The sequence below is a fragment of the Methylomicrobium album BG8 genome, from assembly GCF_000214275.2.
Lineage (GTDB): Bacteria > Pseudomonadota > Gammaproteobacteria > Methylococcales > Methylomonadaceae > Methylomicrobium > Methylomicrobium agile.
In genome coordinates this window covers 3376557-3401374 of the sequence record NZ_CM001475.1, presented here as the reverse complement: position 1 = coordinate 3401374, position 24818 = coordinate 3376557, and the positions used below count along the sequence as shown (strand labels likewise).

General features: G+C 56.0%; 30 protein-coding genes. 23 read left to right on the top strand and 7 right to left on the bottom strand.

What is annotated here, in order from left to right:
* The first annotated feature begins 29 nt into the window (after nt 1–29).
* Genes METAL_RS14700 through dnaQ form a run of 3 tightly spaced genes read left to right on the top strand, consistent with a single transcriptional unit; the run spans nt 30 to nt 2651 of the window.
* On the top strand, nt 30–1337 hold the full coding sequence (locus METAL_RS14700) for an NAD(P)/FAD-dependent oxidoreductase (RefSeq protein ID WP_005373498.1): 1308 nt from the start codon (nt 30–32) through the stop codon (nt 1335–1337).
* A gap of 30 nt (nt 1338–1367) precedes the next feature.
* Complete coding sequence (locus METAL_RS14695; RefSeq protein WP_005373497.1) at nt 1368–1901, top strand: YcxB family protein; 534 nt, start codon at nt 1368–1370, stop codon at nt 1899–1901.
* Nucleotides 1902–1922: 21 nt separating this feature from the next.
* The gene (gene dnaQ / locus METAL_RS14690) at nt 1923–2651 is read left to right on the top strand and encodes a DNA polymerase III subunit epsilon (RefSeq protein WP_005373496.1); all 729 of its coding nucleotides are present in this window, start codon (nt 1923–1925) and stop codon (nt 2649–2651) included.
* Between the two features lie 190 nt (nt 2652–2841).
* Here the strand turns inward: dnaQ and METAL_RS21085 are convergent, their stop codons facing one another.
* Nucleotides 2842–3336 carry a GNAT family N-acetyltransferase gene (locus METAL_RS21085; RefSeq protein WP_005373495.1) on the bottom strand — a complete coding sequence of 165 codons (495 nt, stop codon included), beginning with the start codon at nt 3334–3336 and terminating at the stop codon, nt 2842–2844.
* Between the two features lie 83 nt (nt 3337–3419).
* Nucleotides 3420–4166, bottom strand: a complete 747-nt coding sequence (locus METAL_RS14680; RefSeq protein ID WP_005373494.1) for an SDR family oxidoreductase — start codon at nt 4164–4166, stop codon at nt 3420–3422.
* Between the two features lie 506 nt (nt 4167–4672).
* Between METAL_RS14680 and METAL_RS14675 the strand changes: the two genes are divergently transcribed.
* Together METAL_RS14675 and METAL_RS14670 are read left to right on the top strand one after the other, a co-directional pair.
* Nucleotides 4673–4915: a FitA-like ribbon-helix-helix domain-containing protein gene (locus tag METAL_RS14675; protein ID WP_005373492.1), complete on the top strand. Its 243-nt coding sequence runs from the start codon at nt 4673–4675 to the stop codon at nt 4913–4915.
* The gene (locus METAL_RS14670; RefSeq protein ID WP_005373479.1) at nt 4912–5313 is read left to right on the top strand and encodes a type II toxin-antitoxin system VapC family toxin; all 402 of its coding nucleotides are present in this window, start codon (nt 4912–4914) and stop codon (nt 5311–5313) included. Before METAL_RS14675 ends, METAL_RS14670 begins: the two co-directional genes overlap by 4 nt.
* A 78-nt stretch (nt 5314–5391) precedes the next feature.
* On the opposite strand, the gene METAL_RS14665 is transcribed toward METAL_RS14670, so the two are convergent.
* From METAL_RS14665 to METAL_RS14655, 4 genes are all read right to left on the bottom strand, one after another.
* Nucleotides 5392–5670: an EexN family lipoprotein gene (locus tag METAL_RS14665; protein WP_031429630.1), complete on the bottom strand. Its 279-nt coding sequence runs from the start codon at nt 5668–5670 to the stop codon at nt 5392–5394.
* A 170-nt stretch (nt 5671–5840) separates the two neighbouring features.
* Complete coding sequence (locus METAL_RS21080) at nt 5841–6053, bottom strand: type II toxin-antitoxin system HicA family toxin (RefSeq protein WP_005373476.1); 213 nt, start codon at nt 6051–6053, stop codon at nt 5841–5843.
* Complete coding sequence (locus tag METAL_RS14660) at nt 6050–6256, bottom strand: type II toxin-antitoxin system HicB family antitoxin (protein ID WP_005373474.1); 207 nt, start codon at nt 6254–6256, stop codon at nt 6050–6052. The genes METAL_RS21080 and METAL_RS14660 overlap by 4 nt, the downstream gene beginning before the upstream one ends.
* A gap of 409 nt (nt 6257–6665) precedes the next feature.
* Nucleotides 6666–7019, bottom strand: a complete 354-nt coding sequence (locus METAL_RS14655) for a hypothetical protein (RefSeq protein WP_031429629.1) — start codon at nt 7017–7019, stop codon at nt 6666–6668.
* A gap of 131 nt (nt 7020–7150) precedes the next feature.
* On the opposite strand from METAL_RS14655, the gene METAL_RS14650 reads away from it, so the two are divergent.
* The 9 genes from METAL_RS14650 to METAL_RS14610 all read left to right on the top strand — a co-directional run bounded on the left by METAL_RS14650 (nt 7151) and on the right by METAL_RS14610 (nt 15130).
* Complete coding sequence (locus tag METAL_RS14650) at nt 7151–7651, top strand: phage integrase N-terminal SAM-like domain-containing protein (protein WP_005373471.1); 501 nt, start codon at nt 7151–7153, stop codon at nt 7649–7651.
* Nucleotides 7652–7888: 237 nt separating this feature from the next.
* On the top strand, nt 7889–9160 hold the full coding sequence (gene waaA / locus METAL_RS14645; RefSeq protein WP_005373469.1) for a lipid IV(A) 3-deoxy-D-manno-octulosonic acid transferase: 1272 nt from the start codon (nt 7889–7891) through the stop codon (nt 9158–9160).
* Nucleotides 9161–9371: 211 nt separating this feature from the next.
* Nucleotides 9372–10607, top strand: coding sequence for an NAD(P)/FAD-dependent oxidoreductase (locus tag METAL_RS14640; RefSeq protein ID WP_005373467.1), 1236 nt, complete (start codon nt 9372–9374; stop codon nt 10605–10607).
* Entirely contained in the window at nt 10589–11188 is a 600-nt protein-coding gene (locus METAL_RS14635) for a DUF3261 domain-containing protein (RefSeq protein WP_005373465.1), read from the top strand. The genes METAL_RS14640 and METAL_RS14635 overlap by 19 nt, the downstream gene beginning before the upstream one ends.
* The gene (locus METAL_RS14630; RefSeq protein WP_005373464.1) at nt 11169–12350 is read left to right on the top strand and encodes a beta-ketoacyl-[acyl-carrier-protein] synthase family protein; all 1182 of its coding nucleotides are present in this window, start codon (nt 11169–11171) and stop codon (nt 12348–12350) included. Before METAL_RS14635 ends, METAL_RS14630 begins: the two co-directional genes overlap by 20 nt.
* Nucleotides 12347–12796, top strand: a complete 450-nt coding sequence (locus METAL_RS14625) for a hotdog family protein (RefSeq protein ID WP_005373462.1) — start codon at nt 12347–12349, stop codon at nt 12794–12796. Before METAL_RS14630 ends, METAL_RS14625 begins: the two co-directional genes overlap by 4 nt.
* On the top strand, nt 12786–13514 hold the full coding sequence (fabG, locus tag METAL_RS14620; protein WP_005373460.1) for a 3-oxoacyl-ACP reductase FabG: 729 nt from the start codon (nt 12786–12788) through the stop codon (nt 13512–13514). Before METAL_RS14625 ends, fabG begins: the two co-directional genes overlap by 11 nt.
* Nucleotides 13514–14737 (top strand): beta-ketoacyl-ACP synthase, encoded by a 1224-nt coding sequence (locus METAL_RS14615; protein WP_005373459.1) that lies wholly within the window; start codon nt 13514–13516, stop codon nt 14735–14737. Before fabG ends, METAL_RS14615 begins: the two co-directional genes overlap by 1 nt.
* 30 nt (nt 14738–14767) lie before the next feature.
* Nucleotides 14768–15130: a hypothetical protein gene (locus METAL_RS14610; RefSeq protein WP_005373457.1), complete on the top strand. Its 363-nt coding sequence runs from the start codon at nt 14768–14770 to the stop codon at nt 15128–15130.
* A 118-nt stretch (nt 15131–15248) separates the two neighbouring features.
* Here METAL_RS14610 and METAL_RS14605 read toward each other — a convergent pair whose 3' ends face one another.
* Complete coding sequence (locus tag METAL_RS14605) at nt 15249–15641, bottom strand: hypothetical protein (RefSeq protein ID WP_245549389.1); 393 nt, start codon at nt 15639–15641, stop codon at nt 15249–15251.
* 239 nt (nt 15642–15880) lie between these two features.
* Here METAL_RS14605 and METAL_RS14600 point away from each other — a divergent pair, with 239 nt between their 5' ends.
* From METAL_RS14600 to METAL_RS14560, 9 genes are all read left to right on the top strand, one after another.
* On the top strand, nt 15881–16840 hold the full coding sequence (locus METAL_RS14600; protein ID WP_005373453.1) for a ZIP family metal transporter: 960 nt from the start codon (nt 15881–15883) through the stop codon (nt 16838–16840).
* 75 nt (nt 16841–16915) lie between these two features.
* The gene (locus METAL_RS14595; protein ID WP_005373451.1) at nt 16916–17626 is read left to right on the top strand and encodes a TMEM165/GDT1 family protein; all 711 of its coding nucleotides are present in this window, start codon (nt 16916–16918) and stop codon (nt 17624–17626) included.
* 75 nt (nt 17627–17701) lie between these two features.
* Nucleotides 17702–19381 carry a thiosulfohydrolase SoxB gene (soxB, locus tag METAL_RS14590; protein ID WP_005373449.1) on the top strand — a complete coding sequence of 560 codons (1680 nt, stop codon included), beginning with the start codon at nt 17702–17704 and terminating at the stop codon, nt 19379–19381.
* Nucleotides 19382–19433: 52 nt separating this feature from the next.
* A complete protein-coding gene (locus tag METAL_RS14585) occupies nt 19434–20573 on the top strand; it encodes an MlaE family ABC transporter permease (protein WP_005373447.1) in 1140 nt (379 codons plus the stop codon).
* Nucleotides 20570–21343, top strand: a complete 774-nt coding sequence (locus METAL_RS14580; protein ID WP_005373445.1) for an ABC transporter ATP-binding protein — start codon at nt 20570–20572, stop codon at nt 21341–21343. The genes METAL_RS14585 and METAL_RS14580 overlap by 4 nt, the downstream gene beginning before the upstream one ends.
* Nucleotides 21330–22244 (top strand): MlaD family protein, encoded by a 915-nt coding sequence (locus tag METAL_RS14575; RefSeq protein ID WP_005373443.1) that lies wholly within the window; start codon nt 21330–21332, stop codon nt 22242–22244. Before METAL_RS14580 ends, METAL_RS14575 begins: the two co-directional genes overlap by 14 nt.
* Nucleotides 22241–22801: an ABC-type transport auxiliary lipoprotein family protein gene (locus METAL_RS14570; protein WP_005373441.1), complete on the top strand. Its 561-nt coding sequence runs from the start codon at nt 22241–22243 to the stop codon at nt 22799–22801. Before METAL_RS14575 ends, METAL_RS14570 begins: the two co-directional genes overlap by 4 nt.
* A gap of 378 nt (nt 22802–23179) precedes the next feature.
* Complete coding sequence (locus METAL_RS14565) at nt 23180–23761, top strand: YceI family protein (RefSeq protein WP_005373438.1); 582 nt, start codon at nt 23180–23182, stop codon at nt 23759–23761.
* 114 nt (nt 23762–23875) lie between these two features.
* Nucleotides 23876–24817: an NADH-quinone oxidoreductase subunit B family protein gene (locus METAL_RS14560; protein WP_005373436.1), complete on the top strand. Its 942-nt coding sequence runs from the start codon at nt 23876–23878 to the stop codon at nt 24815–24817.
* Nucleotide 24818 lies beyond the last annotated feature (1 nt).

Here is a 24818-nt window from a genome sequence, read left to right as displayed (position 1 = left end):
TCGAATCAATCTGATGCTGAAGGGCGGCCATGGCGGAGAGGAATAACGAAAAACACAAGATCGTGATCGTCGGCGGCGGCGCATCCGGACTGGAGTTGGCGACCCGACTGGGCCGCAAGCTCGGCAAAAAAGGGCTGGCGGAAGTGACGCTGTTCGACGCCGCTTCGACCCATATCTGGAAGCCTTTATTGCACGAAGTCGCGGCCGGCACGCTGGACGAATCCGAACAGGTCGAATATCTGGCCCAGGGTTATCGGAACCGTTTCCGCTTCCGGCTCGGCCGGATGGAAGGGCTGAATCGCGCCAAAAAGGAAATCACGATCGCGCCGACCTTGAGCGACAGTGGCGAGGAACTGATTCCGCGGCGGACGTTCGGTTACGACACGCTGGTGATGGCGGTCGGCAGCGTCAGCAATTCTTTCAATATCCGGGGCGTTACCGAGCATTGCCTGTTCCTCGACACGACGCAGCAGGCTTTCCGCTTTCAACGGCAGTTGGTCGAGACTTATATCAAGACCTTTGCGGATGAGCGACGCATCCATGAGAAGCCGCTGTCGATCGTGATCATCGGCGCCGGGGCAACCGGCGTGGAACTGGTCGCGCAACTGCACGAAGTGACCAATCTGCTGGCGGTGTACGGGCTTCGCGAATCCACCAACGTCCGGCTGACGATTATCGAGGCCGCGCCGCAGCTCTTGCCGGCGCTGCCGGGCAAACTTGCCGAGGCGACCAAGCAGCAGTTGCTCAAGCTGGGCGTCGACCTTAAACTCGGCTGCCGGGTCACCGAAGTGACCGAGGAACACATCAAGACCCACGACGGCGAAATCATCCCGGCCGATCTGAAGGTCTGGGCCGCCGGCATCAAGGGGCCGGACTGGCTGAAGCAAGTGGACGGTCTCGAAACCAATCATCTGAACCAGCTGGTCGTCGACGAATGCCTGCAGACCTCCGATCCGTCGATCTTCGCGATGGGCGACTGCGCGGCCTGCGCCTGGCCGGGGCATCCCGGCAATATCCCGCCGCGCGCGCAGGCCGCGCACCAGCAGGCGTCGGCATTGTACAAAACGCTGCGTAACCGGCTGGCCGGCAAGCCGCCGGTCAAGTTCGTCTACTACGATTACGGTTCGCTGGTGTCGCTCGGCAAATATACGACCGTCGGCAATCTGATGGGCAACCTGATGGGCACGGTCAGCGTCGGCGGGTTCATTGCCCGGGTCGTGTACCTGTCCTTATACAAGATGCACCAGGTCGCGATCCACGGCTATTTCCGGACCGCCATGCTGACGCTCTCCAATTTATTCAGACGCACGGTGCACGCGATGATCAAGCTGCACTGATTTTTTCTTCAATATTATTAAAACAAGAACATGCTGGAAATAGAATACGAGTTCAGAGAAGAAGATCTGGTCAATTTCAACGAAGCGCAATACCTGAATTCGAAAGACGTTCAAAACCAAATCAACAAAAATCGCTGGATCGTGCCGAGCATCATGGTGCTGATCGGCATGTTTTATTATTACTATTACGGAGACGCCAAGTCGGCGGGTTACGTCGGGCTGGTCGCGGCGCTGTGGGCGCTGCTGTCGCCGAAAGTGATGATGTACGACATGCGCCGGCAAATTCTGAAGCATTACACGCCGCAGGAAAAGAAAGCGATGTTCGGCACCTATACGTTGACGATCGATCCGGCCAATCCGGCTTATCTGTTCGAGCAATCGCCGAGCGGCAAGAACAAAATGCTTTGGAAAGACCTGGTTCGGGTCGAATACGGCAAGCGCTATGTCTACATCTACATTACCCTGAATACCGCGCTGGTGATACCGGTCGAGACGGTCAAGAAAGGGGAGCTGGAGAAATTCGCCGAGCAGGCCGAGAAAATGATCGAGCGCTATGCAGGCTAGAGCAGCTAGGGAATCATCCTGATGAATATGCGATCGACCAATCCCCGCATCGTGGTGCTCGACACCGAAACGACCGGCCTGAGCCCGGAACAGGGCCACCGGGTCATCGAAATCGGCTGCGTCGAACTGGTTAACCGGCGCCTGACCGGCAACCGGTTTCATGTTTACATCAACCCGGAACGGGTGATCGACGCCGGAGCGATCGAAGTGCACGGGATCACCAACGAGTTTCTGGAAGACAAGCCGCGCTTCGCCGGCGTTGCGGAGGATTTTCTGGCGTTTGTGCAGGGCGCCGAACTGGTCATTCACAATGCGCCGTTCGATGTCGGCTTCATCAACCACGAATTCGCTCTGCTCGACGATCCGCTGGCGTCGATAACCGAGTACTGCCAAGTCTTCGACACGCTCGCCTTCGCGCGCCAGAAACATCCGGGCCAGCGTAACAGCCTGGATGCGCTCTGCAAGCGTTACGGCGTCGACAACAGCCAGCGCGAACTGCACGGCGCATTGCTCGACGCGGAAATTCTCGCCGACGTTTATCTGTTGATGACCGGCGGGCAGTTTTCGCTGCTCGATGAAGCCTCCGAGGTCCAGGCGGCGGTAGCGGTCGAATCCGGCCTGGTCCAGCGCATTGCGTCCGACCGGCCGCGTTTGAAGGTGATTGCCTGCGATCCGGGGGAACTGGAAGCGCACCGGCAGCGTCTGGCCGCGATCGAGAAAGCGGGCGGCGTGTGTTTATGGAACCGTTGATTCGATTGCAACCCACGCCGCCTGGTAGCCCTGTAGGTCGGGCAACCGCTTTATCGTTGCCCGACGTTCATGTGGCGATCCTGCTTCGGAATATGGCGCGGGTCTGAAACCCTGCCACCTTTCAAGGCATTGGAAATGTCGGGCGCAAAAAGCGCGTGCCCGACCTACGCGACTGATGAAAAACATGAGATTATGCCTCAATCCGCTGTATTTCTTTTGCCATTTTAACCAATTCAAAAGATTCTCCATTTGACAAGCCCTGCCTGAATCTCTCCAATTCAGAAAAGCCGCATTTTTTGTAAAAAGGCTCGCCAGAAAGTGTAGCGGTCAGATATAAAGTCTGAATACCTTTATGCAAACATTCATTTTCGCAGGCCGCAAGGAGGCGCGTGGCAACACCTCTTCGGGCACAATCCGGATGTACGAAAAAGCCCCTTATTTCCGCTTTCTGAGCGTCGGAAGCGTCGATTGTCCAACCTCCACAGCCGATGAAGCTATTTTGATACTCGGCGACAAAAAAACTGCCGGCGGAAATCAATTCTTCGATGCCGCTTACTAACTCCAATGCTGTTTCAATCTCCGACTGTTTATAGTATGGCGATTGAAGTATTCGGGCTGATTTTGAAATTAACGCCCGAATACGAGCAAGATTTTTCAAACTGGCTTTATAGATATTTGGATCCATAATCTAACGCTGCAAATCAACGGTAGACAAAGCGCAGCGAAGCGACGCTTTTGACTGTCCCGGTGCATTTCCCTTGTTAGACATCATTTTCCACCCGCCAAATCGATAAATGTGCCGGTTGTATAGGATGCCTCTTCAGATAGCAGCCAGAGGATTGCATTCGCGACTTCGGCTGGCTGCCCGCCCCGCTTCATCGGCAACGATTCTTTTATACGATCTACCCGCCCTGGCTCACCGCCATCAGCATGCATGTCCGTATAGATAAATGCAGGACGTACCGCGTTAACGCGAATTCCTTCTTCCGCAACCTCTTGGGACAAACCTATAGTAAGCGTGTCGATCGCGCCCTTTGATGCCGCATAGTCAACATATTCGCCCGCTGAACCGAGTCTCGATGCGGCAGACGATACATTTACGATGGCTCCGCCATGGCCCCCATGTTTTGTTGACATGCGCCTCACTGCCTCCCTTGCACATAGAAAAGAGCCGACCACGTTCGCCGCGAAAATCCGATGTAGTCGCGCCGCATCGATATCCTCGACTCGCATTTGCTTCTCAAGAATACCGGCATTATTAACTAGCGCCGATATTGGCCCGAGTTGCTCATCTATGACTTTAAACAGATTTTTGACTTCCGATTCCAGTGAAACATCTGCCGCGACAGCAATGGCATTGCCGCCTTTCGATTTGATCTCATCAACGACTGCTTCAGCGGCTGCCTGATTCTTTCGATAGTTGATGCAAACGGTATATTCGCGCGCTGCCGCAAGCAGTGCGGTTGCAGCGCCAATTCCACGACTGCCGCCAGTAATGACTAGCACTTTATTCATAAGTAATGCTCATAGACGTATCTGTTCCTTCGAACTGTGGTTCTTGCCGCTCAACGCCAAGCTAAGGGCCGTAGGGCGTTTTCGCGATAGCAGAACGCCAACCGGCTTCAAAGCGATGGCGGATTGCCTATCGGCGAATCCGCCTTACCGGGTTTTCGCTGCGATGACTGCGGGCATACGCAATGCCGCGACCTGAACGCGGCAATCAATATCGAGTGGGAAGGCCTTCGCCTTGCCGCCGAAGGGGCGGGTAACGCCCTGTGTGGCACTATAAAACCGAAGGTTAATCCGCGGATAGTTGAACTTTTACGACGCCTTGGACGGAACAAGCCGAGGAAAAGTAAGGGATCATTCCAATCAACCGAGCACACACCCAAGAAACCGCCGAACAACAGCCATCTGGCTCGGTTTTTCCAACGAACTTAATCGAAGGCAACGCTTTTCACTTGACATTATGCCAAAAGAAACCATAATGAAACCTTATTGGTTCTCAGCGAGATTATAATATGGCTACTTTGACACTTAAAAACATACCAGACAATCTTTATAACCAATTAAAGGAAGCGGCCAAATTACATCACAGAAGCATTAACAGTGAAATTCTGTATTGCGTGGAACGCACCATCAACCCTCACAAAATTAATGTTAACGAACATTTGGCAATGGCGAAGCAGTTGAGGGCTAAAACCGCAAATTACTTATTAACAGACGAAAAAATCGATAAAGCTAAGTCTGAAGGCAGACCATGATTGTTGCCGATACTAACACAATTGCCTATCTCTACTTCAACAGCGAGAAATCCGCTCAAGCGGAACAACTGTTGATACTTGAACCGAAATGGATTGCCCCCAATCTTTGGAAAAGTGAGTTTCGTAACGTGTTAACGCTCTATTTGCGAAAAAACATTTTAACTTTTGATGAAATTCTGTTGATTACCCAACAGGCTGAAAACTTGATGCTTGAAAATGAGTACGAGGTTTCATCCGCTCACATTTTACAATTGGTAAACGCCAGTAATTGCTCTGCATACGACTGTGAATTTGTTGCTTTGGCAAAGCTCTTAAGTATTCCGCTAATCACGGCGGATAAAAAAATTATTAACGAGTTTCCCGATATTGCTAGAACGATTGATAGCTTTATTGCCTAACGTTGGAGGTAACCGGACTGCCGTTTGCGGCAGGTCCGGTTAACCGAGTTGTTAGCCTGATGACAGCGAAGTGGTGTTTTATTTTTTGTCATTTTTCTCGAAAGTTAATGGGGCTGGAGCCTTAATTCCACCGCGTTTACTCCAAACCGAAGACGAGTCGGCACGACTGGCATTTACACAATTGGGTTTAGCTGCCAACTCACCAGGATTTGAGTTGCATTTGGCAAGCTGAGCTTTGCGCTCAGCAGGATGCTCTTTAAACCATTCGACAGTTTGGACAACCTCTTGTGCATTTCCTTCCTTGCAGCCTACCAAGACTGCAACCAACGCGAGCATCATTACTACATCTTGCTTCATGTGGAACTTCCCTTCTAACAAGGATAACGTAAAGGTAAGGCGCGCGCCGTGGACAAGCCTTAAACGAAACCGCCGAACCCGATTAAAAAGCAATCCTTCAAAACCGCCTTAGGGCGGCGCGTCCCTTTGACCGTTTTGTTAGGCTGTAGAGAACGGTTAAAGCCAAGAACTCATAAATCGCTCGGATTAAGCCCAGTATGTTTGGCTATTCGAGTCAGCATACGAGGCCCGATTTCTTCGCCGTCATGAAAGGCGAACACAAAATCAGGCCAACCATCACGGGATAAGGTACGATGAGAGCCGGATTGACGCTTAATGCTCCAGCCAATGTAAAGTAGAGCAGCAAGAACACGTTTAGCCTTTGTAGAAGGCCATTGGCTCATGCCGCTACGAACTCAATACTGATTGGCACAGGCTGACTTTCCCCTATTTCAATTCGTTCTGCGAGCACTCGCAGAGCCAATGTTTCCGCCTTAGCCATTGCTTCATTGGCGGAAACACCGTAAGTAAGCACGCCAGGAAGTTCTGGCACTTCGGCTAACCAGCGACCATCAGCTTCGCGTTCATACTCAATATGAAAATTCATGCTGCCCCCATTGTAAGGAAATTAGTGGCTTATTGTACGCCTGCTATGCAAAGAAACCTAGCAACGCCTAACGTTACGGTAAGGGGCGCGCCGTTCACAGAGCTTAAACGAAGCCGCCGAACCTTGATAAAAAACCAAACTTCAAAACCGCCAACGGGCGGCGCGTCGCCTTGACCGACTTGTTGGGCCGAATTATGAAAACCAGACCAACAAGTAACTAACCAAAAAACACAAATATGACTATTGAAACTGAAAACTATGTTATTGAAACACCAGAAACGTACTTTGAAATAAGCACAGATGCCGGAAAACTAGCCTTGCTCGAATAGCTTGAAAAACTTAAGGCACAAAATAAAGAGCTTGTTTGTATGCTACCAGAAGGTAGTGCCTTATTAAAAAAGATTTACTATTACACAAGTACACCAAGAGCTTGAAATAATAACCCAAGAGCAATTAAAAACATACCGCGCTTAAAGCTTTCATGTTCAGCTTTTTGACGCTTGAACTCAATTGCTCCGCCGTCACAAAACAACCCGTAGTATGGCGGTTTTAATGATGCGATTGTAACACCGACAATATCAATGTTGAGACCGAGCAAGGATAGAAATTTGTTAAATGCAGTTTCGCCAGAAAATCCGTGACTAACAAAGAACCAAACCCATATAAGCAATGTTGTGAATATGAGTATCATTTTATGAAAAGTTGTCCACTCAACTTTAATCTCGTTGTCAGGAGGGTATTTTGGGTTTTCTAGATCACTCATATTTGGCCGCCCAACGTTAAGTAGACACCTATACAGGTGTATATTAATCTACGATTATCGGTGTATAACGCCACTCTGATAATCTGCTAAACTGGATACTACAATATTTAATTATTGATAGCAACCTCTTTATGCTAACGAAAAATACACCTCCAAAGCTCCTAGATCAAGTCCGTGACCGGATTCGCGTCAAGCACTATAGTATCCGTACCGAGAAGCTTTACGTGCAGTGGATCAAGCGGTTTATTTTGTTTCACGGTAAACGCCATCCGTTAGAAATGGGTGCAATGGAAATTGAAACTTTTTTGACGCATCTCGCAGTGGAAGGCCAGGTATCGGCTTCAACACAAAACCAAGCATTGTCCGCTTTACTATTTTTGTACAAAGAAATCCTTTTAATCGATTTGCCCTGGCTGGATAATATCGTGCGTGCCAAGCAACCGCAATGTTTACCCAGTGTGTTGACGCGAACCGAGGTGAGCACCGTGCTGGCGCGGATGAGCGGAGTCTATGGATTGATGGCAAATCTCCTTTACGGCACGGGCATGCGCTTGATGGAGTGTGTACGCCTCAGAGTGAATGTTCTCAACAAGGGCGGAAGAGGAGTTGTAAGCCCATTAGATCGGTTATGACGCTGTTTTTCCTAAAAAAACGATCGAATGCAGCCCTTCGCCGGACGGGTTTGGTAAACCCGTCCGGATCTTTTCTCCGAAGTTCAGGCAATGACTGAAACGTTGAAGACGGAACTACAAACTCCGTTTTGCCGTAATACTGCCGGAGCGGATTTCTTCCGGGTGTTGCTATAATGGGCCGGTTGAGTTTTCAATCGGAAAGCGATTCCCTTCCCGTAGCCGAAACAGTAGCCTTTGATGCGTGCGCTCTATACCGTTCTGTTCTATCTTTTAACGCCGTTTATTTTGCTGCGGTTACTCTGGCGCAGCCTTAAGGCTTCGGCCTACCGCCGCCGCTGGAACGAGCGTTTCGGCTTTTACGATAAAATCTATTCCCAAAACGTTGTCTGGTTCCATGCGGTGTCGGTCGGCGAGGCCGAGGCGCTGTTTCCGCTGCTGAAGGTGTTGCAGGCGCGGCGGCCCGAATGGCGCCTGCTGATCACGACCACCACTCCGACCGGTTCGGCCAGGGTGCAGGCGGTGTTCGGCGGCAAAGCGGAGCATGCGTATCTACCCTACGACATGCCGTTCGTGATCGGACGGTTTCTGAGTACCTTCAAGCCGTGCTTTGCGGTAATCATGGAAACCGAGATCTGGCCGAACCTGTACGCGGCCTGCGGCCGGCAGCAAATTCCACTGTTTTTGATCAACGCCCGCCTGTCCGAAAAATCCGCGCGCGGCTATCGAAAGATTCCTTCGCTGATTCGTCCGGCGCTGAAACACGTCAGCCTGATCGCCGCGCAAACCGCGGATGATGCGGAACGGTTTGTGCAGATCGGCGCGAAGCCGGATTCGGTCAAGGTAATGGGCAACATGAAGTTCGACATCGAGATCGCCGAAGAGACGCTGGCGCAGGGCAGGCGGCTCAAAGCTTCGATCTTTGGCGACCGTTTCGTCTGGATTCTCGCCAGCACGCACAAAAACGAGGAAGCGCCGTTTCTGGACCTTTATCCTGAAATCAAGGCAAAAATCCCGAATCTGCTGCTGGCGATCGTGCCCCGGCATCCCGAGCGTTTCAGCGAGGTCAAGAATCTGTGCGAGGAACGCGGGCTGAAAGCCGTGATGCGCACGTCGGGGAGTCACTGTACGGCCGAAACCGATGGGTATATCGCCGATACGATGGGCGAGCTCAAGATGCTTTACGCGGCGGCTGACGTGGCTTTCATCGGCGGCAGCCTGGTGCCGGTCGGGGGGCACAATCTGCTGGAAGCGGCTGCGGCCGGGGTGCCGCTGATGTTCGGACCCTACATGGCCAACTTCAAGGAGATTGCCGCCGGCGTATTGGCGCGCCAGGCCGCGCTGCAGTGCCGGTCTCCGGAAGAAATTACCGCGATACTCCTTTCGTTATATGCCGACCCGGAGCGGCGGGAGGAGCTGGCTGATCGGGCCAGGGCGTTTTTAAACGAAAACCGGGGCGCGATCGCGGCGATTGCCGAGCTGATAGAAGCTGCGATGCTGAAAGGCCGGTAATTCAGCAATATGTATTTGGGCGTTACTCTGGGGAATGAAAATGTAGGGCGGAACGCGATAGCGGTTCCGCCATATGCAATTCCCAATTGGCGGAACCGCTATCGCGTTCCGCCCTACGGGTTTTATCAATCCGACATTTTTTCCGAAAACCCGACCTCCGCATTATAATTTTCTTTTCTCCACTTACACATGCCAAGGAACATCCCCCCGCATGGATAAACCGCGTCAAAGCAAAGTGATCATCATCGGCGCAGGCCCTTCCGGCAGTATCGCGGGGGCCTTGCTCAGAAAACAAGGCTATCAGGTGATCATCCTGGAGCGCCAGCGTTTTCCCCGCTTCAGCATCGGCGAAAGCCTGCTGCCGCAGTGCATGGAGTTCATTAAGGAAGCCGGGATGCTCGACGCGGTCAAGGGCGCCGGCTTCCAGTTCAAGGACGGCGCCGCGTTCGCCTTCGGCGACCATTACACCGAATTCGATTTCGAAGACAAGTTTACCCCCGGCATCGGCACGACCTTTCAGGTCCAGCGCGGCCGCTTCGACGCGCTGCTGGCCGACGAAGCGGCGCGGATGGGCGTCGACATCCACTGGGAGATGGAGGTGAAGTCGGTCGATTTTTCCGGCGATCAGGCCTGTCTGACTGTCGCCGACACGGACGGCCGGATTTACGATTACGCGGCCGACTTCGTGCTCGATGCGAGCGGTTTCGGGCGGATACTGCCGCGCCTGCTCGGTCTGGAGTCTCCGTCGGGATTTCCGGTCCGGCAGGCCCTGTTCGGGCATATCGAAGACCGGATCGACGATCCTGCGTTCGACCGGAACAAAATCCGGATCACCGTGCATCCGGAGCACAAGGACGTCTGGTTCTGGCTGATCCCGTTCAGCAACGGACGCAGCAGCGTCGGCGTAGTGGCCGAACGAACTTTTTATGCGCCGGGCGAGGATTACGGCGCGCAATTGCAGGCATTGATCCATCAGGATGAGGGGCTCGGCCGGATTTTGAAAAACGCGGTATTCGATGACAAGATCAATACATTGGTCGGTTATTCGGCCAACGTCAAAAGCCTTTACGGTCAGAGCTACGCGCTGCTCGGCAACGCGGGCGAGTTTCTCGACCCGATTTTTTCCTCGGGCGTGACGATTGCGATGAAGTCCGCAATGCTGGCCACGGCGGCGCTGGACCGGCAATTCAGGGGCGAGCCGGTCGATTGGGAGCAGGATTATGCGCAGCCGTTGAAACGCGGCGTCGATACGTTCCGGGTATTTGTCGATGCGTGGTACGACGGCCGTTTTCAGGACGTGATCTTCCATTCGCACCAGCAGCCCGAGGTCAAGGCGATGATCTGCTCGATTTTGGCCGGTTACGCCTGGGACGAAAACAATCCTTACGTGAAGAACGCCCGCTCGCGGCTGGATACGCTCGCCGAATTATGCCGCGACGACAGTTAAGCTTGGTTGCCTTGATCATTGGTTTGGCCGGTTGCGCGTCGATTCATCCTCAAGACGGAAGCCTGCCCGAAGCGGCCCGGCAAGCCGGGGTGCGCCCGCAGCCTTTGTTTCCGCTCGCGCCGCCTTTGGGTCCGGAGCGGCGCATCGTGCAGCAGTTGACCGCGCACTGGCCGGAAAGCGAGGAAACGCTGCTCTGCGTGCTGGAACTGGACAGCCGGCGTATCGCGATGGCCGGCCTTACCCAGGATGGGCTGAGCCTGTTCAACTTGACCTATGACGGGAAGACCCTGGAAGCGGACAAAAATCCTCTGGTTCCCGAGACGCTCGTTCCCGAGCTGATCGTTGCGGATTTGCAACTGGTTTACTGGCCGCTCGACAGCGTGCGGAAGCAGTTGCCGAAAGGCTTGACGCTGGAGGCCGGACCGGGCTTCCGCCGCTTATCCGTGGATGGCAAGCCTCTGGTCGAAATACACTATCCGAACACCGACGGCACATGGCCGGAAGCGGCCGAACTGGTCAACCTGCAGTATCATTACCGGCTTGCGATCCGGACGGTCAGCTATGAAGTTGTATCTGAATGACGTCGGCATGCTTTGCGCGGCCGGAAACGGTAAGCGAGAGGTACTGGCGAGGCTGCTGGCCGGAGACCGTTCGGGCCTGGTCTTTACCGACCGGTTCAGCCCCGGCCGGCCGTTCGCGGTGGGCCGGATCGATGCCGAACTGCCGGAAATCGGCGACCGTTTCGGGTATTACCGCTGCCGCAATAACCGCCTGTTGCTGGCCGCACTGGAACAAATCCGCGATACGGTCGAGCGAATGGTCGCCTGCTTTGGGAAGGACCGTATCGGTTGCGTGTTGGGCACGAGTACGTCCGGGGTTCGGAACACCGAGCTGGCGCTGGCTCACCAGGCCCAAAACGGCAGCTTGCCGGACGGTTTCCATTACAAGCAGCAGCAAATGGGGTCGGGCGCCGATTTTCTGGCCGCCTGCCTGAATCTCGGCGGACCGGCCTATACCTTGTCGACCGCCTGTTCTTCGAGCGGACGGGCGATCGCGTCCGCGCGCCGCCTGCTGCGCTTAGGGCTATGCGATGCGGTAATCGTCGGCGGCGCCGATACGCTCTGCAATCTGACGGTCAACGGTTTCGCGGCCCTGGAGTCGTTGAGCGGCGGTTTGTGCAAGCCGTTCGGCGCGCACCGGGACGGGATCAACATCGGCGAGGCGGTCAGTCTGTTCGTGTTGAGTAGGGTGCAGGGTCCTGTCGAACTGCTCGGGATCGGTGCCACCAGCGACGCCTACCATTTTTCCGCGCCCGATCCGGACGGGCTGGCGGTGGGTCGGGCCATGCACTTGGCTCTGGAAGATGCCGGCAAGCGTTCCGAGGAAATCGATTATCTGAATCTGCACGGCACCGCGACCGTGCTGAACGACAGCATGGAAAGCAAGGCGGTCAACGCGTTGTTCGGCGACGCAGTGCCGGCCAGTTCGAGCAAGGGCATGACCGGCCATACGCTGGGCGCGGCAGCCGCGCTCGAACTCGGTTTTTGCTGGCTGCTGCTGAACAGAGGCGACGAAAGGGGCCGGCCGATTCCGAACGTCAGCGACGACACGGATGATCCGCTACTGGCCCCATTGAATCTCGCGCGTCCGGGCGACGAACTGAAGCGCCGGATCGACACCTGCCAAAGCAATTCGTTCGCGTTCGGCGGCAATAACATCTCGATCGTGGTCGGGCGGGCATGAACGATTTTCCGCTGTTCGAGGTCGCCGAACTGCTGCCGCATACCGGCGGGATGATCTGGCTCGACAAAGTGCTTGCCTGGGATGAGGAGACGGCCACTGCCGAGCTGACCGTCCGGACCGGCCCGCTGTTCGGCGGCGGCGATACGGTTCCGGCCTGGGCCGGCATCGAATACATGGCGCAGACGATCGGCCTGTATGCCGGCCTGCATGCCAAGCGGGCCGGCGAGCCGATCAGGCTGGGCTTTTTACTCGGCACCCGGCGTTTCGAGAGCAGCGCGCCCGGCTTCCGGATCGGTTCCGTATTGACGGTACGGGTCGAAAAAATCATGCAGGACGGGCACTTGTCGGTGTTCGACTGCCGGCTAACCGGCGATCATGTTAAAGTAAGCGCCGTGCTGAATGTCTACCAGGCACCCCTCGATACGATAATGCATTATGAAAAATAAGACCGTTTTAGTGACCGGCTCGAGCCGCGGTATCGGCAAGGCGATCGCCTTGTATCTGGCGGCCCAGGGCTACGATCCGGTGTTGCATTGCCGCAGCCGGCGCGATCAAGCCGCGGAGGTCGCGGCGGAAATCGAAACACTCGGCCGCAACGCCCGGATCCTGCAATTCGATATCGGCGACCGCATTCAATGCGCGCAGCACTTGGCCGAGGACATCGATGCGAACGGCGCCTATTACGGCGTGGTCTGCAATGCCGGCATCGCCGCCGACAATGCGTTTCCGTCGCTGACCGGGGAAGAGTGGGACAGCGTGATCCATACCAACCTCGACAGTTTTTATAATGTCTTGCAGCCCATCATCATGCCGATGGTGCGCAGGCGTAAACCGGGCCGCATCGTGACTCTGTCGTCCGTCTCCGGTCTGATCGGCAACCGAGGCCAGGTCAATTACAGCGCCGCCAAGGCCGGCATCATCGGCGCGACCAAGGCGCTGGCGCTGGAACTGGCCAAGCGGGACATCACGGTCAATTGCGTCGCGCCCGGCCTGATCGAAACCGAAATGGTCGAAGCGCTGCCGCTGGACGAGATCAAAAAGATGATTCCGGCGCGCCGTGTCGGGCAGCCGAAAGAGGTCGCCGCAGCGGTCGCTTTTCTGCTGTCCAAGGACGCCGCCTACATTACCCGCCAAGTGATCGCGGTCAACGGAGGCTTGTGCTGATGAAGCGCGTCGTGGTGACCGGGATGGCCGGGCTGTCTCCGCTCGGCAATGACTGGCGGACCGTCTCGGAACGTTTAAAGACGCAGGCGACCGGCATTCGCGCCATGCCCGAATGGGACAAATACCAGGGGCTGAATACGCGGCTCGCAGGCCCGGTCGATTTCGCGCGGCCCGCGCATTATTCCCGCAAGCAGACGCGCAGCATGGGCAAGGTCGCTCTGATGGCGGCCTATGCGACCGAACTGGCGCTGCAGGATGCCGGATTGATCGACGATCCGGTACTGAAAAGCGGGCGTATGGGTGTCGCATACGGCAGCTGTTCTGGCAGTTTCGACGCGATCGCGGATTTCGGCAACATGCTGCTGAACCACCGGACCGACGGGCTGAATGCGACCTCCTATATCCGGATGATGAGCCATACCGCGGCGGTCAACATCGGCCTGTTTTTCGGAATCAACGGCCGCGTTTATACGACGTCCAGCGCCTGCACGTCGGGCAGTCAGGGCATCGGCTACGCCTACGAAGCGATCAAGTACGGCCGGCAGACGCTGATGGCGGCCGGCGGCGCGGACGAGCTTTCGGCCAGCCAGGCGGCCGTGTTCGATACGCTCTATGCGACCAGCCTGAAAAACGACGCGCCCGAAACCACGCCGCGGCCGTTCGATCTGCACCGCGACGGACTGGTGATCGGGGAGGGGGCGGGCACGCTGATTCTCGAAGAGCTTGAGCATGCCAGGTCGCGCGGCGCGGCGATTCACGCCGAAGTGGTCGGCTACGGCACCAATTCGGACGGCCTGCACGTGACCCAGCCCGACAGCCGCAGCATGCAGGTCGCGATGCGGCTCGCGCTCGACGACGCGGGCCTGCCACCGGGGGCGATCGGCTATATCAGCGCACACGGCACCGCGACCCAGCATGGCGACGTCGCCGAGAGCCATGCCACTCGGGCGATCTTCGGCGCCCATACGCCGATCAGCGCGATGAAAAGCTATACCGGGCATACGCTCGGCGCCTGCGGCGCGCTGGAGGCCTGGACCGCGATCCGGATGATGCGCGGAGGCTGGTTTCATCCGACCGCGAATCTGGAAACGATCGATCCGGATTGTGCGGAACTGGACTATATTGTCGGCGCGGTCCGCCGGCTCGACTGCGGTTATGTGATGAGCAACAACTTCGCTTTCGGAGGCATCAACACCTCCCTGATTTTTAAACGCTGGGATTGAACGATCCCGAATCAACCCGAGGAAATGAGCATGATAAAAAAAACCAGTTTGCTGTTGGCGTCGTTGATTTTGGTGACCGGTTGTACGACGACCGGGACCTTCAAAGTGCCGGAAGGCTCCAAGTTGTATATTTATGAACGGCCGCAACCGGTGCAGGTCGATGCGGGCGGCAAGGTCACGACCAAGCCGTTCTTCTGGACCGCGGCCGGTATGCCGCCGGGCGGCGGGATTCCTTACCGATTGGAAAAAGATGGGCAAACGGTCAAGGAAGGCAGATTGCGGACCAAATTTCGCGTCGTGTCTATCTTCTGGCCGCCATTCGCTGCCATCTATTGGCCGATGGGCTTTAATCCCAACGTCACTTATGATTTAGTCAACGACACCCAGGAGTGAGTCCGGCAGGAGAAGAATCAAGAAAGTGTCAGATGTTGGGTTCTTCCGCCCTGAGTTAAGCACCGTTTCAACCGTATTTATTTAAGTTTCACTACGGTTGAAACGGTTCGGATCGGCTTTATTGCAACATTTCCAACGCTTTTTCCGCCATTTTTTGCTTCGCCTTGTGCTTCGCCGTCTTGGCCGCCTGTTTTGAAGATTCCGGCAGATTGCCGGCTTGTGCTTTCAGTCGTTTGGCGGTTTCCGTGCCTTTTTTGACAGCGTCGGCGCCTTGCTTCAGTTGTTCCGGCGTCGCGGCTTCCAGTTTTTCCTTCGCGGTTGCTTTGAGCGTTTCTACGGCTTGGCTTTTTGCCGCTTCAGGCGCATTTTGTACGGCTTCCTTCACTTGCTTGGCATCCTGCAAGGCCTGATTAGCTGCCTCGGCGCGTTCTACCGCGCCGGGAGCTACCGTTGTCGCGGTATTTTTAGCCGCCTGTTTCGCAATGCTTTCGAGCAGGCTCTGCTCCGCCATGGCTGCGCCAGCGATGGCCAATAATGGGACAAATAAGAACGCTTTTCTTGACATGGTGAATCCTTACAGTTGTGGGTAAATGAAGCGATAGCATATTGGTGTGAAGCTGAATTTAGGATGAATTAAATTTTTAAATTGCGATGTTCAGGATAATCAATTCAGTGCAATAACCTTACATCGGTTATTTGTATTTAGTTATAATCGGCAGTCAATATGAACCATCGGCAGAGGCGGGCGAAATGACGACGATACAGGACCAGAAATTTAAAAAGATACAAGGATTTTTGGAGGCCCAGGTAGTCAAGGCGATGGCCAGCCCTTATTATCGGAAATTGATGGCGTTGCCGCCGACAGAACGCTGGGCCACGATCGCCGGTTTGTTTCTGTTGTCGCAGTTGATCATTTTCGGCGCTTTGTACCTGATCTTCGGCAAAGTCGTGGTGATCGGCTTCCTGGCCAGCATTCTAGCCGGATTGGCGACCGGCGTCGGCGCGTTGCCGGCGCTGTTTTTCCGGAATATCTCGAACAATCTGTTCAACGGCATGCTCGGAGCCGCAGCCGGCGTGATGCTCGCCGCCACCGCGTTTTCGCTGCTGGTTCCCGGCATCGGCTTCGGCAACGCGGTCTGGGCCGGCAAGGGCATTTATCTGGTTTCGTTCGGGATGCTGATCGGCGCGCTGTTTCTGCATTATGCCGACCGTCAGTTGCCGCATGTGCATTTCGATCAGGTGTCCGATCTGCGCAAAACGTCTTTCGGCAAAATCTGGCTGTTTATCGTCGCGATCACGATTCACAACTTTCCGGAAGGCATGTCGGTCGGGGTCAGTTTCGGCACCGGCGAAATGAAAACCGGCATTGTTCTGGCGATCGCGATCGGCTTGCAGAACATTCCCGAAGGCCTGGCCGTCGCGCTGCCGCTGGTCGGATTGGGCTACGACAAATGGCGTGCGGTTGCGATTGCCACCCTGACCGGGCTGGTCGAGCCGGTCGGCGGCTTGCTCGGGATTACGATGGTGACGGTCTTCCAGCCGATTCTTCCGGTGGCGATGGGCTTTGCGGCCGGTGCGATGCTGTTCGTGATCAGCGAAGAGATTATCCCGGAGACGCATGGCGGCGCGGGCGAACGCTCCCGCTATGCCACCTTTGCGCTGATGTTCGGCTTCATCCTGATGATGATTCTGGACAATATGCTGGGTTGAGCCGAACGGCATGCGCCGCGCGAACTCTCTTCTTTCCCGCTTTACACTCTACCGATCTTTCCATTCAGCCATTGCATGGACAAAGCCGAACAATTACTGACGCACCTGACCGCCTGGCTCCATAGTCTTCCTGCCGAGTCCTATTTACAGGTTTTCCTGCACAAGTTTGCTGCCTTGCTGACCGGCGGCAATTGGCGCGAAACCGGGCTTGCCGCCGCCACCAGTTTCGCTTTGATCGTCACTGCCGAAATCGGCGACAAAAGCCAACTGGTCTGTATGACGTTGGCTTCCAGGCACAAAGCCTGGCCGGTGGTGTTGGGGGCGAGCGCGGCGTTCGCCTTGTTGAACACGCTGGCGGTCGTATTCGGCGCCGCGATTGCAAGCTGGCTGCCCGAGTACATCGTCGCGGCGACGGTCGCCTTTCTGTTCGGCGCGTTCGGGATTCACGCCCTGCGCGCAGGCGGCGATGAAGACGAGGAAATCCGCGAAAAAAGCGGGCACGGCATCTTCTTTACCACGTTTTTATTGATTACGGTCGCCGAGTTCGGCGACAAAACGCAGCTTGCGGTCGTGGCGCTGAGCAGCACTTCGATGCCTGCCGCGGTCTGGATCGGATCGACCGCGGCGCTGGTCACGACTTCGGCGCTGGGCGTGCTGGCCGGACGCACGATCCTGCAGAAATTTCCGTTGGCGTTGCTGCACCGGATCAGCGGAACGATTTTTTTGATCTTGTCCCTCGTTGCGGCTTACCGGGCATATGGCGCTTATGCTTCCCGGCTCGCGTAGGGTACGCTGCGCGTACCTTTTCCAAAGCTATCCGGGAGTTCTCCCGAGCAAGGTACGCGCAGCGTACCCTACGAGATGAACCGTCGCCGCTTTCTTCAATACCTCGCTTTGTCGCCTGCCGCCGTTTACGGCTGTTCGGCGGCGCGCCGCGATTATTACCGCCAGCCGGAGTTCGGCGACGTCACGATCCTGCACATGACCGACTGCCATGCGCAGTTGCTGCCGGTGTATTACCGTGAGCCGGCGGTCAATCTAGGTATCGGCGCCGGCAAAAATGCGCCGCCCCACCTGAGCGGCGAGCAGTTCCTGCGCCGTTTCGGCATTCGTCCGCACAGCCGCGAGGCTTACGCCTTGACTCATCTCGATTTTGACAACGCCGCGCACCGTTATGGAAAAATGGGCGGCTTCGCGCACCTGGCGACATTGATCAAAACGATCAGGGCTTTACGCGGGCCTGACAAGACCTTGCTGCTCGACGGCGGCGACAGTTGGCAAGGTTCGGCGACCGCGTTATGGACGCGCGGGCAGGATATGGTCGACGCCTGCAATCTGCTGGGCGTCGACGCGATGACCGGGCATTGGGAGTTTACCTACGGCAAGGAGCGGCTTTTCGAGAATCTGAAACGCTTCAAAGGCGTTTTTCTCGCGCAGAATGCGGCACAGGCCGAGGAAGCGGTTTTTGAGTTTGGCACGGACAATGACGAGCTGTTCAAGCCTTACCTGATCAAACAGTTCGGCAAAATCCGGATTGCGGTGATCGGCCAGGCTTATCCTTATACGCCGATCGCGAACCCGCCGCGTTTCGTCAAGGGTTGGCGGTTCGGGATCGAGGAACGGCGCCTGCAGTCGCTCGTCGGCCGGATACGCGCCGCCGAACGGCCCGACGCGATTATTTTACTGTCCCACAACGGCATGGGTGTCGATCTGAAACTGGCTTCGCGCGTCGCCGGAATCGATCTGATCCTGGGAGGCCATACCCACGATGCGGTTCCCGAACCGATCCCGGTCGCGAATCCGCAAGGCAGGACCTGGGTCACCAACGCGGGCAGCCACGGCAAGTTTCTGGCGGTGATCGACCTGCAAGCCGGAGGCGGTCGGCTGCAGGCGATACGCTATCGTTTGCTGCCGGTCTTTGCGGAGCTATTGGAACCCGATCCGGAAATGCAGAGTCTGATCGATAGCTTGAGAATGCCGTATCTGCCTGTCTTGCGGCAGCCATTGGCCGAGGCGAACGAGCTGCTGTACCGCCGCGATAATTTTTATGGAACTTTCGACGGCCTGATTCTGGATGCGCTGCTGGCCGAGTACGGCGCGGACATCGCGTTGACGCCCGGTTTCCGCTGGGGTACGGCCGTATTGCCTGGCCGGACGATCGCGATGGAAGATGTGATGAATCATACCGCGGTCACTTATCCCGAAACCTATGCCGCCACGATGACGGGCGCACAATTGAAAAACATGCTGGAAGACGTGGCCGATAATCTGTTCAATCCCGATCCTTACTATCGGCAGGGCGGCGACATGGTCAGGACGGGCGGCATGCGGTTCGATTGCGATCCCGCGGCCGAAGGGGGCAAACGCATCGGTGCGATGCGGCTGCAGGGCGGCAAGCCGATCGAGGCCGGGAAACGCTATAAGGTCGCAGGCTGGGCGGCCGTTTCGGCACCGGTGGCCGGAAGGCCGGTTTTCGAGATCGTCGGAGAGCATTTAAAAGCGTCAGTTCGGCATAGGCCGGGGCGAGCAATGAGCGTATGATGGGTTTGCAATCGTTTTTCTTTGATCACACCGCCAGTGTCCGGACGTTTCGATGTTTTTCATAGGTGAAAGAGCCGAGCCTGCGCTGGACGCAATCGAGCGGGACGGAAAACTGTATGGCGTCAGATTGTCCGGAGAATGGAATTTGCGTAATCTGTGCGAGATGCCGGCGCTGCGCCGCCAACTCAGAAAGTATGCGCGAAGCAAGTCCGGGCTGCACTGGGATTTGGAGACGATCGATGTGCTCGACAATGCGGCCGCGCTGATCCTTTGGCAGGAGTGGGGCCGGACCTTGCCCGAGGGGCTGGCGATACGTCCCGAACATCTGCGTATGCTGGAGCGCTGGCAGGCGCAGGAAGTTTCCGAAACCGCGCCGCCCAAACGCGATCTCGGCGCGATATTGCTCTTTCTTTACGGCTTTATAGCCGATTTTTACCGGCAAACATTGGATCTGGTGACCTTGCTGGGCCAGTTACTGCTGGATGTGGGCTACTTGCTGCGCCATCCGGGCCAGGTGCCGTGGACCGAAATTTCGATCACTATCTACGAGTCGGGCGTACGCGCCCTCGGAATCACCGCGCTGGTCGGTTTTCTGATCGGTATCGTGCTGAGCTATCTGTCCGCCCTGCAGCTCAAGCTGTTCGGCGCGGAAATCTACATTATCGACATCCTGGGGCTCAGTATCATTCGCGAACTGGGTCCATTGCTCGCGGCGATCCTGGTCGCGGGACGCTCCGGTTCCGCGATGACCGCGCAGATCGGCATCATGCGGGTCACCGAAGAACTCGATGCGCTGTCCGCGATGGGCATTTCGCATTCGTTGCGGCTGGTGTTGCCGAAGGTCGCGGCCCTGGCGGTCGTGCTGCCGTTGATCGGCGTGTGGACCAGCGGTTCGGCGCTGCTCGGGGGGATGTTTTCGGCGCAGAACACGCTCGACATCGGCTATATGCAGTTCTTTTTGAAGCTGCCCGATGCGGTGCCGTTGTTGAATGTGTTTATCGGCCTGTTGAAAAGCGCGGTGTTCGGCTTTCTGATCGCGCTGGTCGCCTGCCATTTCGGCTTCAAGATCAAGCCGAATACCGAAAGCCTGGGCAATGAAACCACCAATTCGGTTGTCTCTTCGATCACGATCGTGATCATGGTCGATGCGGTGTTCGCGATCCTGTTCATGGGCATCGGGATGCCGATATGAAGGACTCGGCGATCTGTCTCGAACATATCTGGACCCGCTTCGGCGACAAAATTGTGCACAGGGACATCAATCTGAGCCTTGAGCACGGCGAGATCCTCGGACTGGTCGGTGCTTCCGGCAGCGGCAAGACTACGCTGCTGCGCGAAATCATCGGCCTGCAGGCGCCGAGCGAAGGCGAAATCTTCGTAATGGGACAGTCGCTGCATCAAATCGGCCGGCATCTGCAGAGTAACTGCGGGGTACTGTTTCAGAAAGGCGCGTTGTTCAGCGTGCTCAATGTGTTCGACAATATCGCCTTTCCGTTGCGCGAGCTCGGTTTCGACGATGAGGAGATCATCAGGCGGCTGGTGTTCATGAAACTGTCCCGGGTCGGCTTGTCGGTGCGCGACGCCTGGCTGAAGCCGGCGGATTTGTCGGGCGGCATGACCAAGCGGGTGGCGCTCGCGCGTACTCTGATCCTCGAACCGGATTTGTTGCTGTTGGACGAGCCGACCTCCGGCCTCGATCCGATTTCGAGCGAGGATTTCGTCAGTCTTTTGTCCGAATTGCACCGCGATCTGGAGTTTACGGTGGTGATGGTGACGCACGACCTCGACATTCTGCGCGATCTGTGTACCCGGATCGCGGTATTGGCGGACGGCCAACTGGTTGCCTTCGGTCCCCTCGAATCGGTGTTAAGCTGTCCGCATCCGTTCGTCGAGCGTTTTTTTCACAACAACCGCGCCGAGCGGGTTTTTCAAAATCTGGATACGACGCATGGGCAAAAATAAATATGCGCTGATTACCGGCGTCTTCCTGATCGTCCTGACGGCGGCCACCGCCGTGGTTGTGTACTGGATCGGCCATTTCGAGCGCGAACGCAACGTCTACTATGTTTCGACCCGCCAGTCGGTGACCGGCCTGAATCCCGAGTCGACCGTGTTCTACCGCGGCATTGCGGTCGGCAAAGTTCTCGACATCCATTTCGATCCGAACGATTCCGGGGCGATCCTGGTTCCGATCGAGGTCGACAAGGAGATCGTGCTGAGTAAAGGCGTGTTCGCGACCTTGCAGTTAAAAGGCGTGACCGGTCTGACTCAAATTCAGCTCGAAGATCCCGAACACCCCGGCGGGCCGCTGCCGCCGGGAAGCGATCCGGCCGATCGGATACCGCTGCAGCCGTCTTTGGCCGACCGATTGATGAACACCGGCGAGGATATTCTGAAAAAAGCCGAGCATATCATGGTGCGGCTCAGCGTATTTCTGAGCGATGAAAACGAAAAGAACGTCACCGACATCCTGAACAATCTGAAAAGCCTCTCGAATAAGTTGAATCAACTCGAAAAAGGCGTGGACAAGGCGCTGGCCGAGGTGCCGAAGCTCGGGAATCGGGCCGGAAAAACATTGGACAATATCGATCGGCTGGCGAACGACTTGCAGAGCTTGAGCAAGGATGTCAGAGCGTTGGAGCAAAAGGCCGAGAGACTGGCCGAGACCGGGTTCGAAGTGAGCGACCAGGTCACTCAGACTACGCTTCCGAAAGTCAACGAGCTGATGAGCGAGTTGCAGTCGGCAGCGCAGCAGGTGAACAAAATCGCGAATTTGCTCGAAAATAACCCGCAGTCGCTGATTTTTGGCCTCCCCGATCAGGAACCCGCACCGGGCGAGCCGGGCTATAAGGAGCCTCGATGAAAAAATACCGCTTACTTTATGCCGCCGGCGTTCTGTTGCTGGGTTGTTCGGAAACCGTGCGGGTACCGGCGCTGCACGATTTCGGCGTTGGCCCGCTTCCGCCGGCGGCGGCCGGCCCGCAAAATGCCGCGACCGCGGAAATTCGCGTCATTGCGCCGAAATGGCTGAGCGATAACCGGATCCGTTACCGGCTGCTTTACGACCAGCCGACCCGGGTGCGTTTCTATAATCTGGATCAGTGGATTGCGCCTCCGCCGGATCTGCTCAGGCTGCATTTCAGTTCGGGGCGCTTAGGTCCGAACTATTCTCTGGTGATTCGCCTGGTGAATTTCGAGCAGCAATTCGAGGCGCCGGGAAGTGCTTTTGTACTGATGCACTTTTCGGTCGAAGCGTTTGCGGCCGATAGCAAAAAGAAGCTGGGTGCGCGGGAGTTCGTTTTGCGCAGCGGCAAGATCAGTCCCGATGCACAGGGGGCGGTACAAGGCTTTGCCGAGCTGGCGGAGCGCGCAAGGCAACAGGTATTGGACTGGCTGCCGGAATCGGCGGGTTCGCCGTAACGGGAAAATCAACGGGGGAAATGCAAAAAAATACTCCCGGTGCCTACTACGGGCGCCGGGAGACAAACGCTTCGGATTGTGGAGGTTCCGAATTTTTTCACACTTCGAGGAGGTGTATGAAAAAGGCTGAAAATAGAAGCTATGCCGCGCTGAAACTCTTGGCAGGCGAGAGGCCGGCCTCTCGGGGACACTGGCTGTTCGAAAAACCTGGCATGGAGTTTGCTAAAGCAATGGCATTAGTATATTAGTTTTTGCCGAACTATCAAGCGGAATTGAATTAATTCATTGTTTCTTTTATGTTGATAATCAATCAAAACTTCCGATAACTCGCTAATATTGTATTTACAAATATTGACCCCCTTGCTGAGGAAAATTCCTATGATCCGTTTATTATTCGCGTTGTTTGCCGCTGCTGTCGCTGTATCGGGCTTTACATCGACGGCGCTAGCCGACACTTATACTGTCGATCCGCGTCATACCTTTCCGAGCTTTGAAATCGATCACCTCGGTTTTTCGATACAGCGGGGTCGTTTCAATCAGACCGAAGGCAAAATAGCGCTCGCGCCCGCATCGCCTGCCGGCGGCTCGATCGATGTCGCGATCGATGCGGCTTCGATCAGCACAGGCCTCCCGGAACTGGAAAAGCATCTGCGGGGAGAGGATTTCCTCGATGTCGCGCGTTTTCCGAAAATCCTGTTCAAATCGAAACAGTTGATCTTCGACAAGCAGGGACAATTAACCGGCGCAAAGGGAGAACTTACGCTGCACGGCGTGACCAAGCCGGTGCATTTGACCGTGGACCGCTTCCACTGCGGAATGAATCTGATCTCGATGAAAAATGTCTGCGGGGCGAACGCGACCGCGACGATCGAACGCTCCGATTTTGGCGTGGACAAATATGCGCCGGCGTTGGCCGACGAGGTCAAAGTGATCATTCAGATCGAAGCGGTCAGGGATTGAAGCCGTTCGATGCGCAAGAAAATCTCGCAATGAGCCGGTAGTTTAAAAATAGTAAATAGTCTTGTAACAATTGAACTAAAATTATTACAGTTTTAAAGCGTTATCGGAGTTTTTGTGACGGCATTGCTTTGGCTGCAAACCGGCTCTTGCGGGGGGGACACCATGTCGATGCTCTGCGCGGACAGTCCCTCTCTGGAAGACCTTGTCGACGAGTATGGCATCGAAGTACTCTGGCAGCCATCTTTATCCATGGAGCCGATGAAAAAACTGGATGTCTTGATCGAGGCCATTCTGGCGGATCGGCAAGCACTGGATGTTTTATGCATCGAAGGCAGCATCATAACCGGGCCCGACGGCTCAGGCATGTACGATCCCTATCGCGGACGCTCCAAAATGAGCCTGGTCCGGGAGTTGGTCGAGAAAGCCGAATACGTGGTGGCGATGGGCACTTGCGCCGCTTACGGCGGCGTTCATGCCGCGCCGCCCAATCCTACCGATTGCCTCGGCCTGCAATTCGATAAGAAAAATCCCGGTGGACTTTTGCCGATCGAATGGCGGTCGCGCAAGGGACTTCCCGTCATCAATATTTCGGGCTGTCCCGCCCATCCCAATGCAATGACCAAAACGCTGGCCATGCTGGCTTCCGGGCTGCCGGTCGAACTCGACCATTTGAATCGTCCGAAAGCTTTTTTCAATACCATGGTGCACCAGGGCTGCACCCGCATCGAGTATCACGAATACGATGTCGAGGACGCCGAGTTCGGCAATAAGGCCTGCCTGTTTTTCAATTTGGGCTGTCAGGGGCCGATGACGGTGGCGATATGCAATACGGAACTCTGGAACGGCCGCAGCAGCAAGACCCGGGCTGGCGTACCGTGTTTCGGCTGCACTTCCCCCGATTTTCCTCTGGACCACGATTTGTTCCGCACCGAAAAAATCGGCGAGGTACCGGTACACCTGCCGTTGGATGTGGCGCGCTCCAATTATATGGCGTACAAAAGCTTGGCGCACGAAGCGGCGCCTTTGCGGGTATTGAATAAAAAGATGGATCCTTAAG

Excerpts from the sequence above, each read along its gene's own strand:
- METAL_RS14700 (WP_005373498.1), top strand. The coding sequence starts at position 30 with ATGGCGGAGAGGAATAACGAAAAACACAAGATCGTGATCGTCGGCGGC.
- METAL_RS14695 (WP_005373497.1), top strand. The coding sequence starts at position 1,368 with ATGCTGGAAATAGAATACGAGTTCAGAGAAGAAGATCTGGTCAATTTC.
- dnaQ (WP_005373496.1), top strand. The coding sequence starts at position 1,923 with ATGAATATGCGATCGACCAATCCCCGCATCGTGGTGCTCGACACCGAA.
- METAL_RS21085 (WP_005373495.1), bottom strand. The coding sequence starts at position 3,336 with ATGGATCCAAATATCTATAAAGCCAGTTTGAAAAATCTTGCTCGTATT.
- METAL_RS14680 (WP_005373494.1), bottom strand. The coding sequence starts at position 4,166 with ATGAATAAAGTGCTAGTCATTACTGGCGGCAGTCGTGGAATTGGCGCT.
- METAL_RS14675 (WP_005373492.1), top strand. The coding sequence starts at position 4,673 with ATGGCTACTTTGACACTTAAAAACATACCAGACAATCTTTATAACCAA.
- METAL_RS14670 (WP_005373479.1), top strand. The coding sequence starts at position 4,912 with ATGATTGTTGCCGATACTAACACAATTGCCTATCTCTACTTCAACAGC.
- METAL_RS14665 (WP_031429630.1), bottom strand. The coding sequence starts at position 5,670 with ATGAAGCAAGATGTAGTAATGATGCTCGCGTTGGTTGCAGTCTTGGTA.
- METAL_RS21080 (WP_005373476.1), bottom strand. The coding sequence starts at position 6,053 with ATGAGCCAATGGCCTTCTACAAAGGCTAAACGTGTTCTTGCTGCTCTA.
- METAL_RS14660 (WP_005373474.1), bottom strand. The coding sequence starts at position 6,256 with ATGAATTTTCATATTGAGTATGAACGCGAAGCTGATGGTCGCTGGTTA.
- METAL_RS14655 (WP_031429629.1), bottom strand. The coding sequence starts at position 7,019 with ATGAGTGATCTAGAAAACCCAAAATACCCTCCTGACAACGAGATTAAA.
- METAL_RS14650 (WP_005373471.1), top strand. The coding sequence starts at position 7,151 with ATGCTAACGAAAAATACACCTCCAAAGCTCCTAGATCAAGTCCGTGAC.
- waaA (WP_005373469.1), top strand. The coding sequence starts at position 7,889 with ATGCGTGCGCTCTATACCGTTCTGTTCTATCTTTTAACGCCGTTTATT.
- METAL_RS14640 (WP_005373467.1), top strand. The coding sequence starts at position 9,372 with ATGGATAAACCGCGTCAAAGCAAAGTGATCATCATCGGCGCAGGCCCT.
- METAL_RS14635 (WP_005373465.1), top strand. The coding sequence starts at position 10,589 with ATGCCGCGACGACAGTTAAGCTTGGTTGCCTTGATCATTGGTTTGGCC.
- METAL_RS14630 (WP_005373464.1), top strand. The coding sequence starts at position 11,169 with ATGAAGTTGTATCTGAATGACGTCGGCATGCTTTGCGCGGCCGGAAAC.
- METAL_RS14625 (WP_005373462.1), top strand. The coding sequence starts at position 12,347 with ATGAACGATTTTCCGCTGTTCGAGGTCGCCGAACTGCTGCCGCATACC.
- fabG (WP_005373460.1), top strand. The coding sequence starts at position 12,786 with ATGAAAAATAAGACCGTTTTAGTGACCGGCTCGAGCCGCGGTATCGGC.
- METAL_RS14615 (WP_005373459.1), top strand. The coding sequence starts at position 13,514 with ATGAAGCGCGTCGTGGTGACCGGGATGGCCGGGCTGTCTCCGCTCGGC.
- METAL_RS14610 (WP_005373457.1), top strand. The coding sequence starts at position 14,768 with ATGATAAAAAAAACCAGTTTGCTGTTGGCGTCGTTGATTTTGGTGACC.
- METAL_RS14605 (WP_245549389.1), bottom strand. The coding sequence starts at position 15,641 with ATGGCGGAGCAGAGCCTGCTCGAAAGCATTGCGAAACAGGCGGCTAAA.
- METAL_RS14600 (WP_005373453.1), top strand. The coding sequence starts at position 15,881 with ATGACGACGATACAGGACCAGAAATTTAAAAAGATACAAGGATTTTTG.
- METAL_RS14595 (WP_005373451.1), top strand. The coding sequence starts at position 16,916 with ATGGACAAAGCCGAACAATTACTGACGCACCTGACCGCCTGGCTCCAT.
- soxB (WP_005373449.1), top strand. The coding sequence starts at position 17,702 with ATGAACCGTCGCCGCTTTCTTCAATACCTCGCTTTGTCGCCTGCCGCC.
- METAL_RS14585 (WP_005373447.1), top strand. The coding sequence starts at position 19,434 with ATGTTTTTCATAGGTGAAAGAGCCGAGCCTGCGCTGGACGCAATCGAG.
- METAL_RS14580 (WP_005373445.1), top strand. The coding sequence starts at position 20,570 with ATGAAGGACTCGGCGATCTGTCTCGAACATATCTGGACCCGCTTCGGC.
- METAL_RS14575 (WP_005373443.1), top strand. The coding sequence starts at position 21,330 with ATGGGCAAAAATAAATATGCGCTGATTACCGGCGTCTTCCTGATCGTC.
- METAL_RS14570 (WP_005373441.1), top strand. The coding sequence starts at position 22,241 with ATGAAAAAATACCGCTTACTTTATGCCGCCGGCGTTCTGTTGCTGGGT.
- METAL_RS14565 (WP_005373438.1), top strand. The coding sequence starts at position 23,180 with ATGATCCGTTTATTATTCGCGTTGTTTGCCGCTGCTGTCGCTGTATCG.